The sequence below is a fragment of the Corallococcus sp. AS-1-12 genome (assembly GCF_020036995.1).
GTDB lineage: Bacteria > Myxococcota > Myxococcia > Myxococcales > Myxococcaceae > Corallococcus.
Window position 1 is genome coordinate 1 of sequence record NZ_JAIQDD010000058.1, and the last position, 13,605, is coordinate 13,605.

Here is a 13,605-nt window from a genome sequence, read left to right on the forward strand (position 1 = left end):
CCCCGCGACCTCTGCCTCCATGAGGCCTTCAGCGCCCAGGCCCTTCGCACGCCCGACGCCCTGGCCGTCATCTGCCGTGAGGAGCAGCTCACCTTCCGGGAGTTGGAAGTCCGCTCCAATCAACTGGCCCACCGGCTGGTGAAGCGGGGCGTCGGCCCCGACGTGCGCGTCGTGCTCTGCGTGGAGCGCTCCGTGGAGGCCCACGTTGGCATCCTCGGCACCCTCAAGGCCGGCGGCGCCTACGTCCCCATCGACCCCAGCTACCCCCGCGAGTGGCTTGCCCATGTCCTCACCGACACGGGCGCTCCCGTCGTCCTCACCCAGCAGCGCCTGCGCGACTCGCTGCCTCCGCACTCCGCTCACACCCTCTGCCTGGACTCCGACGCCGCGGACCTTGCTCTTGAGTCCCACGACGCTCCAGTGACGTCCGTCACGCCGGAGCACCTCGCCTACATCATCTACACCTCCGGCAGCACCGGCCGTCCCAAGGGCGTGATGATTCAGCACCGCTCCGTGCTCAACCTGCGCGTCGCCCTCGCCGCCACGGTGCACGCGGACGCGCGGCCGGGCGAGCGCGTCAGCGTCAACGCCCCTCTCTCCTTCGACGCCTCCGTCAAGCAACTCATCCAGGTCCTCGACGGCCATACGCTTTGCATCGTCCCCGACGAGGCCCGCGCCGACGTCGGCGAGCTCGTCAACCGCATTGAGAAGGATGCGCTGGACGTCCTCGATTGCTCTCCGGCCCACCTGCGCCTGCTGGTGGATGAAGGCCTGCTGGAGCGCACGGCCGTCCCCCACCGCGTCCTTGTCGGAGGGGAAGCCGTGGACCCCGCCACCTGGCGCCACCTCGCCCAGGCCCCGCGCCCCCGCGTCTTCAACGTCTACGGCCCCACCGAGTGCACCGTCGACGCCACCGCCTGCGCCTTCGACGCTTCTCCCACGCCCACCATCGGCCGCCCCCTGCCCAACGTGCGCGTCTACGTCCTGGACCGCACGCTGCGCCCCGTCCCCATTGGCGTCGCCGGTGAGCTCTTCATCGGCGGTGAGGGCGTCGCGCGCGGCTACCTCAACCGCCCGGAGTTGACGGCGGACCGCTTCATCCCGGATGCCTTCTCCTCCACCCCGGGTGCCCGTCTCTACCGCACCGGCGACGTGGTGCGCTGGCGCGCGGACGGGATGCTCGACTACCTGGGCCGCGCCGACTTCCAGGTGAAGGTGCGCGGATTCCGCATCGAGTTGGGCGAAATCGAAGCCGCCCTCCTCAAGCATCCCCAGGTGCACGCGGCCGTGGTGCTGGCTCGCGAGGACATCCCCGGCGACAAGCGGCTCGTCGCGTACGTGGTGCCTCCGGAGGGTACGCAAGCCGCCCCCACGTCCGAGGCCCTCAGGGACTGGCTCAAGCAGCTTTTGCCCGAGCACATGCGCCCCTCCGCGCTCCTCGTGCTGGAAGCGCTGCCGCTCAACACCAACGGCAAGGTGGACCGCAAGGCGCTGCCCGCGCCTCAAGGCACCGCGCTCGCCTCCACCTACGTCGCACCGCGCACCCCCACCGAGGAGCAGCTCGCGGCCCTCTTCACGCAGGTGCTGCGCGTGGAGCGCGTGGGCGTCCACGATGACTTCTTCGCCCTCGGCGGCCATTCGTTGCTGGCCACCCAGCTCGTCTCGCGCGTGCGCGCCACGTTCCGCATGGAGCTGCCGCTGCGGGCCCTCTTCGAGGCGCCCACGGTCGCCACGCTCGCAGAACGCCTCCAATCCCAGACGCCGAGCCTCCGCCTCCCCCCGCTCACCCGGACCCAGGCGGATGGGCCTCAGCCCCTTTCCTTCGCCCAGCAGCGGCTCTGGTTCCTGGATCAGCTCACGCCGGGGGACGCGTCCTACAACATCCCCACGGCGCTCCGGCTGACGGGGCAGGTGGACGTGGAGTCGCTGCGCCGCGCCTTCGAGGCGCTGGTGGCTCGGCACGACGCCCTGCGCACCACCTTCCGCGACGTCGAAGGGCAGGCCACCCAGCACATCCATCCGCCCGGCACGTGGGCGTTGCCGCTCATCGACCTGTCCACGCTGCCCGAAGCACAGCGCGAGGACGAGGCCCAGCGGAAGGTCGAAACGGATGCACGTCAACCGTTCGACCTGAGGAACGGCCCGCTGCTGCGGACCGCGCTCGTGCGGCTGACGGCGGAAGAACACCTGTTGCTCGTGACGATGCACCACATCGTCTCCGACGGCTGGTCCATGGGCGTGCTCGTCCGTGAGCTGGTGGCCTTCTACGAGGCCTTCAGCACCGGTCAGGCGCCCGCGCTGGCCCCGCTGCCAGTGCAATACACGGACTTCGCGGCGTGGCAGCGCGACTGGCTCCAGGGCGAGACGCTCGACGCGCAACTGGGTTACTGGAAGCAGCAGCTATCGGGGGCTCCGGCCACGCTGGAGCTGCCCACGGATCATCCCCGCCCGGCCATCCAGTCCCACGCGGGTGCGACCCACGCCGTGCGGATTCCCCAGGAGACGTCCGAGGCGCTCAAGGCGCTGGCGCAGCGTGAGGGCGCCACGCCGTTCATGGTGCTGCTCGCGGCCTGGCAGGTGTTCCTGTCGCGCTACGCGGGCCAGGACGACATCACGGTGGGCTCGCCCATCGCGGGCCGCACCCAGGCGGAAGCCGAAGGGCTCATCGGCTTCTTCGTCAACACGCTCGTCCTGCGTGCGCGCGTGACACCGGAGGACTCCTTCCGTCAGTTGCTGGCCCAGGTGCGCGGCACGACGCTCGCGGCGTACGAGCATCAGCACGTGCCCTTCGAGAAGCTGGTGGAGGTGCTCCAGCCCGTGCGGGACGCGAGCCGCAGCCCGCTGTTCCAGGTGATGTTCGTCCTCCAGAACGCCCCTGGAGAAGCGCTGCGCGTTCCAGGCCTCACCTTCCGGCAGGTCGTCGCCGAGGGCCACTCCGCCAAGTTCGACCTCACCCTGACGTTGCAGGACTCACCGCAGGGGTTCACCGGCTGGATGGAGTACAGCACCGCCCTCTTCGAGCGGAGCACCATCGAGCGGATGGGCAGCCATCTGCGCACGCTCCTGGAGGCCGTGGCCGCGAAGCCCGAGCAGCCCGTGGCCGGGCTGTCCCTCCTCTCCAGCGAGGAGCGCCAGCGCGTCCTCGTCGAGTGGAACGACACCGCCGTCGCCAGCCCGACGGACGTGCCGGTCCATGTCCACTTCGCCCGGCAGGCCCAGCGCACGCCCGAAGCGGTGGCGCTGGTGTTGGGCGACGCGACGCTGACGTATGCCCAGTTGGATTCACGGGCGAACCAACTGGCCCATCACCTGTGGGCCCTGGGTATCGCTCCCGGTGCACGCGTCGGTATCGCCGTCGAGCGCTCCTTCGAGTTGGTGACCGCGCTCCTCGCCGTCCTCAAGGTGGGCGCGGCCTTCGTCCCCGTGGACCGCAACGCCCCCGTGGAGCGCATCGAAGCCCTGCTGGAGGACGCGGACGTCAGCGTGACGCTCGCTCACCAGCCCTTCGCTTCACTCCTGCCCTCCACCGGCACCCGCGTCTGGCTGGATGCCCAGTCCGCGGAGATCGCCGCGCGGCCCACGCATGCGCCAGAGGTCCGCGTGGAGGGTGAAGCCCTGGCCTACGTGATGTTCACGTCGGGATCCACGGGTCGTCCCAAGGGCGTCAGCGTGCCCCACCGAGGCATCACGCGACTGGTGCTCGGCAGCACCTTCATGCGCTTCGGGCCGGACGAGGTCTGGCTCCAGGCAGCCCCTGTTGCCTTCGATGCGTCCACGCTCGAAATCTGGGGCGCGCTGTTGCACGGCGCGAAGCTCGTCCTCGCCCCGCCGCACTCCCTGTCGTTGGAGGAACTGGCCGCCCAGTTGCGTCACCACCACGTGACGTCACTCTGGCTCACCGCCGCCCTCTTCGAGCAGATGGCCCTGCACCAGGGTGAAGCACTCGCGGGCGTGCGCCAGGTCCTCGCCGGTGGCGACGTGCTGCCCGCCGCCCGTGTGCGCGAACACCTCGCGCGCCTCCCGGAAGGCGCGACGTTCCTCAATGGCTATGGGCCCACGGAGAACACCACCTTCTCCACTACCTTCGCCATGCACCGCGATTCAGTGGTGGGCGGTTCGGTGTCCATCGGCCGGCCGCTCTCCAACTCCACTGTCTACGTGCTCGACGCGAGCCTGTGCCCTGTGCCCGTGGGTGTCGCCGGTGAGGTGTACGTGGGCGGCCAGGGTCTGGCCTGGGGCTACCTGAATCGTCCCGAGCTGACCGCGGAGCGCTTCGTCCCCCACCCCTTCGCCTCCACGCCGGGCGAGCGCCTCTACCGTACGGGCGACAAGGCTCGCTGGAAGGAGGACGGCACGCTCGACTTCCTGGGCCGCGTCGACTTCCAGGTGAAGGTGCGCGGCTTCCGCATCGAGCTGGGCGAAGTCGAAGCCGTGCTGCGCTCCGCCACCGGCGTCAACGAGGCCATCGTCGTGGCCCGGGGCACGGACGCGGACAAGCGCCTCATCGGCTACGTCACCGCGAGCGTAGGCCACTCGCTGGACACGGACGCGCTCAAGGCAGGACTCAAGCAGCACCTGCCCGAGTACATGGTGCCGTCGGCCGTCATGGTGCTGGACGCCCTGCCCCTCAACGCCAACGGCAAGGTGGACCGCAAGGCCCTGCCGGAGCCGGAGGAGAGCACGCGCGCCGCCGCCTACGTCGCACCGCGCACCGCCACCGAGAAGCAGTTGGCGGCGCTCTACTCCGAAGTCCTCCGGGTGGAGCGGGTGGGCCTCCATGATGACTTCTTCGCGTTGGGAGGCCACTCGCTGCTGGCCACCCAGCTCGTCTCGCGCGTGCGGGCCACGCTCGGGCTGGAGCTGCCCCTGCGTACCCTCTTCGATGCACCGACCGTGGCCGCCCTCGCGCTGAAGCTCGCGGACGCGCGGCCCGCGGCGGCCCGGGGGACGCCTCCGCTCCGGCCCGCCTCGCGCACGGGAGCCATTCCGCTCTCCTTCGCCCAGCAGCGGCTCTGGTTCCTGGATCAGCTCACGCCGGGGGATGCGTCGTACAACATCCCCTCGGCGCTCCGGCTCAAGGGCCCGGTGGACGTGGCGTCGCTGCGCCGCGCCTTCGAGTCCCTGGTCGCGCGACACGAATCCCTGCGCACCACCTTCCATGAGCATGAAGGACAGGCCACCCAGCACATCCACCTGCCGGACGTGTGGACGCTGCCGCTCGTGGACCTGTCCGCACTGCCCGACGCGCAGCGCGAAGCCGAGGCCCAGCGCCGGATCGCCAAGGAGGCGAACCAGCCCTTCCACCTGGAGCGCGGGCCGCTCCTGCGCACGACGCTGGTGCGGCTGGCGGAGGAGGACCACTTCCTGCTCGTGACGATGCACCACATCGTCTCCGACGGCTGGTCCATGGGCGTGCTCGTCCGCGAGTTGGTGGCCTTCTACGAGGCCTTCACCTCCGGCCAGACGCCCACGCTGGCCCCGCTGCCGGTGCAGTATGCGGACTTCGCGGAGCGGCAGCGCCAATGGCTCCAGGGTGAGGCGCTGGACGCGCAACTGGGCTACTGGAAGCAGCAGCTCGCGGGCGCGGCGTTCGCGCTGGAGCTGCCCACCGACCATCCGCGGCCGGCCATCCAGTCCCATCAGGGCGCGGCCGTCTCCGTGCGGATTCCCCAGGAGACGTCCGAGGCGCTCAAGGCGCTGGCGCAGCGTGAGGGCGCCACACCGTTCATGGTGCTGCTGGCGGCATTCCAGGTGCTCCTGTCGCGCTACTCCGCGCAGGACGACATCACCGTGGGCTCGCCCATCGCGGGCCGCACCCAGGCGGAGACCGAGGGCCTCATCGGCTTCTTCGTCAACACGCTCGTCCTGCGCACGCGAGTGGCGCCGGAGGACTCCTTCCGTCAGTTGCTGGCCCAGGTGCGCGGCACGACGCTCGCGGCCTACGAACACCAGCACCTTCCGTTCGAGAAGCTGGTGGAGGTCCTCCAGCCCGTACGGGACGCGAGCCGCAGCCCGCTGTTCCAGGTGATGTTCGCCCTCCAGAACGCGCCGGCCGGAGACCTGCGCGTCCGCGGCCTCACCTTCCAGCAGGTCGTCACCGAAGGGCGCTCCGCCAAGTTCGACCTCAACCTGGCGATGCAGGACTCGCCCCAGGGGTTCGTGGGGTCGCTGGAGTACAGCACCGCCCTCTTCAAGCGCGGCACCCTGGAGCGGATGGCCCGCCAGTGGCTCACACTGCTGGAGGCCGTGGCCGCCAGGCCCGAGCAGTCCGTGGCCGACCTGTCCCTCCTCTCCAACGAGGAGCGGCGGCGCATCCTCGTGGAGTGGAACGACACCACCGTCGCCAGTCCCACGGACGTCCCCGTCCACGTCCACTTCTCCCGGCAGGCGCAGCGCGCGCCCGAGGCCATCGCCCTCGTCCTGGGAGAGGCCTCGCTGACCTATGCGCAACTGGACGCGCGCGCGAACCAGTTGGCGCACCACCTGCGCGACCTCGGCATCCAGCCGGGTGCGCGGGTCGGCCTCGCCGTCGAGCGGTCCTTCGAGCTGGTGGCGGCGCTCCTCGCCATCCTCAAGGTGGGGGCCACCTACGTCCCCGTGGATCGCAACGCGCCCGTGGAGCGCATCGCGTCCCTGCTGGAGGACGCGGACGTCCACTTCGTCGTCACCCACCAGCCCTTCGCGTCCCTGCTGCCCGCCACCGGCACCCGCGTCTGGCTGGACGCGCAGCGCGACGTCATCGCCACCAGGCCGACCCACGCCCCCGACGTCCGCGTGGACGGCGAGGCCATGGCCTACGTGATGTTCACCTCCGGGAGCACCGGCCGCCCCAAGGGCGTCTGCATTCCGCACCGGGGCATCACGCGGATGGTGCTCGGCAGCACCTTCATGCGCTTCGGCGCGGACGAGGTCTGGCTCCAGGTCGCCCCCATCGCCTTCGACGCCTCCACGCTCGAAATCTGGGGCGCGCTGCTGAATGGCTCGAAGCTCGTGCTCGCTCCGCCGCACTCGCTTTCGTTGGAGGATCTGGCCGCGCAGTTGCGCCACCACGGCGTGACGACGCTGTTCCTGACGACCGCGCTCTTCGAGCAGATGGCCCTGCACCAGGGTGAAGCGCTCGCGGGCGTGCGGCAGATCCTCTCCGGTGGCGACGTGCTGCCCGCGGACCGCGTGCGGGAGCACCTGGCCCGCATCCCCGAGGGCGCGAGCTTCCACAACGCCTACGGCCCCACGGAGAACACGACCCTCGCCACCACCTTCGCCATGGGCCATGGCTCGCGCGTGGAAGGCGCCATCCCCATCGGCCGGCCGCCCTCCAACTCCACCGTCTACGTGCTCGACGCGCACCTGCACCCGGTGCCCGTGGGCATTGCCGGCGAGGTGTACGTGGGGGGCCAGGGCCTGGCCTGGGGCTACCTGCACCGTCCGGACCTGACCGCGGAGCGCTTCATCCCCCACCCCTTCGCGTCCATTCCGGGCGAGCGCCTCTACCGCACGGGCGACCAGGCGCGCTGGAGGGAGGACGGGACGCTCGACTTCCTGGGCCGCGTCGACCTCCAGGTGAAGGTGCGTGGCTTCCGCATCGAGCTGGGCGAAATCGAGACCGCGCTGCGCTCCACCGCTGGCGTGAATGAAGCAGTCGTCGTGGCGCGGGGCACCGGCGCGGACAAGCGCCTCATCGGCTACGTCACCGCGCGCGCGGGACATACGCCGACCCCGGACACGCTCCGGGCAGGCCTCAAGCAGCGGCTGCCGGAGTACATGGTGCCGTCGGCCTTCGTGGTGCTGGACGCGCTGCCCCTCAACGCCAACGGCAAGGTGGACAGGAAGGCCCTGCCGGAGCCGGGGAACACGCCTCGGAGCACCGTCTTCGTCGCGCCGCGCACCGCCGCCGAGGAGCAGCTCGCCACCCTCTTCGCCGAGGTCCTCCGGGTGGAGCGCATCGGCGTGCGGGACGACTTCTTTGCCATGGGAGGCCATTCGCTGTTGGCCACCCAGCTCGTCTCGCGGGTGCGGTCCACGTTCCGAGTGGAGCTGCCGCTGCGGGCGCTCTTCGAGGCGCCCACGGTCGAAGGCCTCGCGCCGAAGCTCGAGGAGGCCCGGTCCGCCGGGCTCCGCGCGCCGCCGCTGCGGCCCATGCCGCGCGAAGGCGCCATTCCGCTGTCCTTCGCCCAGCAGCGGCTCTGGCTGTTGGATCAGCTCCAGCCGGGAGACATCTCGTACAACATCCCCACCGCCCTGCGGCTGACGGGCCCGGTGGACGTGGAGTCGTTGCGCCGCGCCTTCGAAGCGCTGGTGGAGCGCCACGAATCACTGCGCACCACGCTCTCCACGTCGGAGGAGGAGCCGTCGCAGTGCATCCAGGAGCCTGCTGGCTGGGAGCTGCCCCTCATCGACCTGACGTCCCTGCCTGAATCGCGGCGGGAAGAGGAGGCCCAGCGCGTGGCGGCCACGGAGGCTCGGCGTGCGTTCGACCTCACCGCGGGCCCGTTGCTGCGCAGCACGCTGGTGCGGCTGGGACAGGACTCGCACCTGCTGCTGGTGACGATGCACCACATCGTCTCCGACGGCTGGTCCATGGGCGTGCTCGTCCGGGAGGTGGCGGCGTTCTACGAAGCCTTCGTCATGGGCCAGTGGCCGTCGCTCCCGCCGCTGCCCGTGCAGTACGCGGACTTCGCCGTGTGGCAGCGAGGCTGGCTCCAGGGCGAAGCGCTGGATGCGCAGTTGGGCTACTGGAAGAAGCAGTTGGGTGGGGCCCCTTCCGCGCTGGAGCTGCCCACGGACCGCCCACGTCCGCCGGTGCAGTCGCGTCGGGGCGCCACGGTGGACGTGCGCATCCCGTTGGAGATCTCGCAGGCCCTGAAGGCCCTGGCACAGGATGAAGGCGCGACGCCCTTCATGCTGCTGCTCGCGGCGTGGCAATTGCTCCTGGCGCGCTACTCCACGCAGGACGACATCAGCGTGGGTACGCCCATCGCGGGCCGCACGCAGGCGGAGACCGAAGGCCTCATCGGCTTCTTCGTCAACACGCTGGTGTTGCGCGCTCAGGTGGATCCGCGCGCGACGTTCCGTGAGTTCCTCGCCCAGGTGCGCCGCACGACGCTCGCGGCCTACGAGCATCAGCACCTGCCGTTCGAAAAGCTGGTGGAGGTCCTCCACCCCGTGCGCGACCTGAGCCGCAGCGCGCTCTTCCAGGCGATGTTCTCCCTGCAGAACGCGCCCACGGAGACGCTCCGCGTGTCCGGGCTGTCCTTCCAGAGCGTCCCGGTGGACACGCGGTCCTCCAAGTTCGACCTCACGCTGACGCTCGGCGAGTCGCCCCAGGGCTTCGTCGGACTGCTGACGTACGCGACGGACCTCTTCGACGCGTCGACGGCCCATCGCATGTCCGGCCACCTGGGCGTGCTGCTGGAGGCCATCGCCGCCCAGCCGGACTCGACGCTCGCGAGCCTGCCGCTGCTCACCGCGCCGGAGCGCCAGCGGCTCCTTGTGGATTGGAATGGGCCCAACGCGGAGTTCCCCCGCGACCTCTGCCTCCATGACGCCTTCAGCGCCCAGGCCCTTCGCACGCCTGACGCCCTGGCCGTCATCTGCCGCGAGGAGCAGCTCACCTTCCGGGAGTTGGACACGCGTGCGAATCAACTGGCCCACCGGCTGGTGAAGCTGGGCGTCGGCCCCGACGTGCGCGTCGTGCTCTGCGTGGAGCGCTCCGTGGAGGCCCTCGTCGGCATCCTCGGCACCCTCAAGGCCGGCGGCGCCTACGTCCCCATCGACCCCAGCTACCCCCGTGAGTGGCTTGCCCACGTCCTCACCGACACAGGCGCTCCCGTCGTCCTCACCCAGCAGCGCTTGCGCGACTCGCTGCCTCCGCACTCCGCGCACACCCTCTGCCTTGACTCCGACGCCGCGAATTTCTCCCGTGAGCCCTCGCACGCCCCGGTGACGTCCGTCACGCCGGAGCACCTCGCCTACATCATCTACACCTCCGGCAGCACGGGCCGCCCCAAGGGCGTGATGATTCAGCACCGCTCCGTGCTCAACCTGCGCGTCGCCCTCGCCGCCACGGTGCACGCGGATGCCCGGCCGGGGGAGCGCGTCAGCGTCAATGCGCCTCTCTCCTTCGACGCCTCCGTCAAGCAGCTCATCCAGGTGCTCGATGGCCATACCCTCTGCATCGTCCCCGACGAGGCCCGCGCCGACGTCGCCGAGCTCGTCAACCGCATTGGCCAGGACGCTCTCGACGTCCTCGACTGCTCTCCGGCCCACTTGCGCCTGCTGGTGGATGAAGGCCTGCTGGAGCGCACGGCAGTCCCCCACCGCGTCCTCGTCGGCGGTGAAGCCGTGGACCCCGCCACCTGGCGCCACCTCGCCCAGGCCCCGCGCCCCCGCGTCTTCAACGTCTATGGCCCCACCGAGTGCACCGTCGACGCCACCGCCTGCGCCTTCGACGCCTCCCCCACGCCCACCATCGGCCGGCCCCTTCCCAACGTGCGCGTCTACGTCCTGGACCGCACGCTGCGCCCCGTGCCCATTGGCGTCGCCGGTGAGCTCTTCATCGGCGGTGAGGGCGTCGCGCGCGGCTACCTCAACCGCCCGGAGTTGACGGCGGACCGCTTCATTCCGGATGCCTTCTCCTCCGCGCCGGGTGCCCGCCTCTACCGCACCGGCGACGTGGTGCGCTGGCGCGCGGACGGGATGCTCGACTACCTGGGCCGTGCCGACTTCCAGGTGAAGGTGCGCGGCTTCCGCATCGAGTTGGGCGAAATCGAGTCCCGCCTGCTGGGCCATCCCGCCGTGCATCAAGCCGTCGTCCTCGTCCGCGAGGATGTGCCCGGAGACAAGCGGCTTGTCGCCTATCTCGTCCCCGAGGCGGGAGAGTCCCTGGACTCCACCGAGCTGCGCACCTTCCTCAAGCAGCACCTGCCCGAGTACATGGTGCCTTCCGCGTTCCTGGTGCTGGAAGCGCTGCCGCTCAACACCAACGGCAAGGTGGACCGCAAGGCCTTGCCCGCGCCCCAGGGCTCCACGCTCGCCTCCACCTACGTCGCACCGCGCACCCCCGCCGAGGAGCAGCTCGCGGCCCTCTTCACGCAGGTGCTGCGCGTGGAGCGCGTAGGCGTCCACGACGACTTCTTCGCGCTCGGCGGCCATTCGTTGCTGGCCACCCAGCTCGTCTCGCGCGTGCGCGCCACGTTCCGCGTGGAGCTGCCGCTGCGGGTCCTCTTCGAGTCCCCCACGGTCGCCACGCTCGCGGAGCGGCTCCAGACGGCCACGCCGAACCTCCACCTGCCCGCGCCCACCCAGATGCACGCGGACGGCCCGCGGCCGTTGTCCTTCGCGCAGCAGCGGCTGTGGCTGTTGGATCAGCTCCAGCCTGGGGACGCGTCGTACAACATCCCCACGGCGCTCCAGCTCTCGGGCCAGTTGGACGTGGAGTCGCTGCGCCGTGCCTTCGAAGCGCTCATCCAGCGCCACGAGGCCCTGCGCACCACCTTCCACCAGCACCAGGACCAGCCCATCCAGACGGTCCACGCGCCCAGCGGTTGGGCGCTGCCGCTCGTGGACCTCTCCGCCCGGCCTGAAGCACTCCGGGAAGAAGAGGCGCGGCGGATGGCCGACGAGGAAGCACGACGGCCGTTCGACCTGGCCAGGGGCCCGCTGCTGCGCAGCACGCTGGTACGGTTGGCCAAGGACTCACACCTGCTGCTGGTGACGATGCACCACATCGTCTCCGACGGCTGGTCCATGGGCGTCCTCGTCCGGGAAGTGGCGACCTTCTACGCGGCCTTCTCCACGGGCCGGTCGCCCTCGCTCCCACCGCTGCCCGTGCAGTACGCGGACTTCGCGGCGTGGCAGCGGACCTGGCTCCAGGGAGAGGCGCTGGACGCGCAGATCCACTACTGGAAGCAGCAGCTCTCCGGGGCGCCCCCTGCGCTGGAGCTGCCCACGGACCACCCGCGTCCGCCCGTGCAGTCGCACCGGGGCGACTCGGTGGACGTGCGCATTCCCAAGCGCGTCGCGGATGGCCTCAAGGCCCTCTCACAGCGGGAAGGCGCCACGCCGTTCATGACGTTGCTGGCGGCGTTCCAGGTGCTGCTGTCGCGCTACTCCGCGCAGGATGACATCAGCGTGGGCACGCCCATCGCGGGCCGCACGCAGGCGGAGACCGAAGGCCTCATCGGCTTCTTCATCAACACGCTCGTCCTGCGCGCCCAACTCAATCCGCGCGCGACGTTCCGGGAGCTGCTGACCCAGGTCCGAGGCACGACGCTCGCGGCCTATGACCATCAGCACCTGCCGTTCGAGAAGCTCGTGGAGGCCGTACAGCCCTCACGTGACCTGAGCCGCAGTCCGCTGTTCCAAGCCATGTTCGTCCTGCAGAACACGCCCACCGAGGCGCTGCGCCTGCCGGGGTTGTCCTTCCAGGCCCTGCCGCTGGAAGCCCACTTCGCCAAGTTCGACCTCTCCCTGGGTCTGCGCGAAGGCCCGGACGGCTTCGTTGGCTCGTTCGACTTCGCGACGGACCTGTTCGACGCGGCGACCATCCAGCGCATGGCGGGCCACTTCGGCGTGCTGCTGGAGGCCATCGCGAAGAAGCCGGACACCCGCCTGAGCGACCTGCCGCTGCTCACGAATGCTGAGCGCCAGCAGCTCCTCGTCGAATGGAACCCACCCGCCTCGCAGGTGGCGCGTGAGCCCAGCATCCCCGCGATGGTGGAAGCCCAGGTGCGCCGCACGCCGGATGCCGTGGCAGTCATCACGCCCGAGCGGCGACTGACGTACCGGGAACTGGACGCGAAGGCCAACCAGCTCGCTCACCGCCTGCGAGGCCTGGGTGTCGGGCCCGAAGTCCGTGTCGGCCTGTGCGTCGAGCGCACCGAGGACCTTGTCATCGGTGCCCTCGGCATCCTCAAGGCCGGTGGCGCCTACGTGCCGCTGGACCCCAGCTACCCGCGTGAGCGCCTGGGCTGGCTGCTGGAGGACGCTCAGGGGCCTGCCCTCGTGGCGCATTCGCACCTGCTCTCGGCGCTGCCAGAAACCAGCGCCACGCCCGTGTGCCTCGACTCGGACGTGGAGCTGGTGAAGCAGCCGACGACGGCGCCCACGGTGGACATCCACCCGGGCCACCTCGCCTACCTCATCTACACCTCCGGCAGCACCGGCCGTCCCAAGGGCGTCGCCATCTCCCACGGCAATGCTGTGGCGTTCCTCCACTGGGCCCTGGAGACCTTCTCGCCGGAGGAACTCAAGGGCACCCTCGCCGCGACGAGCCTCAACTTCGACCTCTCCGTCTTCGAGCTCTTCGCACCGCTCTCCAGCGGTGGCGCGGTGGTGGTGGCACGCAACGCCCTGCACCTGGCGGAGCTGCCTACGGCCTCGCACGTCACCCTCGTCAACACCGTGCCCTCCGCCATGGCGCAACTGCTGCGTCTGGGCGCGGTGCCGCCTTCCGTGCGTGTCATCAACCTCGCGGGCGAAGCCCTCCCGGAGACGCTCGCCAGGCAGGTCTACGCGGTGCCCACGATTGAGAAGCTCTTCAATCTCTACGGGCCTTCCGAGGACACCACCTACTCCACCGCCTCTCTCGTCGGCCGTGACGAGGTG

At 70.4% G+C, this 13,605-nt stretch carries 1 protein-coding gene; it reads left to right on the top strand.

Going from position 1 to position 13,605, the window contains the following annotated elements; translation table 11 throughout:
• A partial coding sequence (locus tag K8556_RS38160) for a non-ribosomal peptide synthase/polyketide synthase (protein WP_223745064.1) occupies positions 1-13,605 on the top strand: 13,605 nt, incomplete at both ends.